Below are 601 nucleotides of genomic sequence, written 5' to 3'. Positions count from 1 at the left end.
GCTATATATTTGCCTCCTTCATTTAAGAAGCTTGTCACATTGTCTTTAAACGCATTAAGTTGCCCGTCGTTCTGTAATCCAAATTCTTTATTAGCCTCAGATAGGTTGATAGAAATGAGACTTTCCGTTCCACTATAGACAAAAATATCAAAACCGTTAAGAGAATTTTTAGCCACTTCGACTGGTGTAACTTCTGTCACATCAAAACCTAGTCTTTTCAAAGCGAGCTTTGTTCCTGCGTGTGATTTCTGTTTACCCATACCTCCATCCTTTAATATAGCCACTTTTAAAGACGTAATAGCCACTGCATCTAATGGTACCTCAGCAGTTCCAACCTGTAACCCAGATTCTTTCACCGCTGCTGAAACCTGATTAGCTACTGCTTTTGCAAAGAAGTTGCCTTGTGCATCACGTACTATAGGTATTCCTTGCTTAAGCAATGCATTTACTAAATTTACCGATTGGACAGAGCTGTTCGGAATCAGAAACGGTCCTTTTCCTGAAACCGTTCCTTGACCTGTAATCTGTTTTACTTTCGTTGCATTGACTTTAATAGGATTTTGTGTGGCTACTGCCTCGAATCCCCAAAGCTCCGGTAAAC

1 pseudogene is annotated in these 601 nt (G+C 40.1%); it reads right to left on the bottom strand.

The window, feature by feature from the left end:
* Positions 1–601, bottom strand: a pseudogene (locus AC1DUW_RS31915) (hypothetical protein); the annotation flags it as partial.

Source organism: Peribacillus sp. P4_C12, from assembly GCF_056402095.1.
This window is presented reverse-complemented; position numbering and strand designations above follow the sequence as displayed.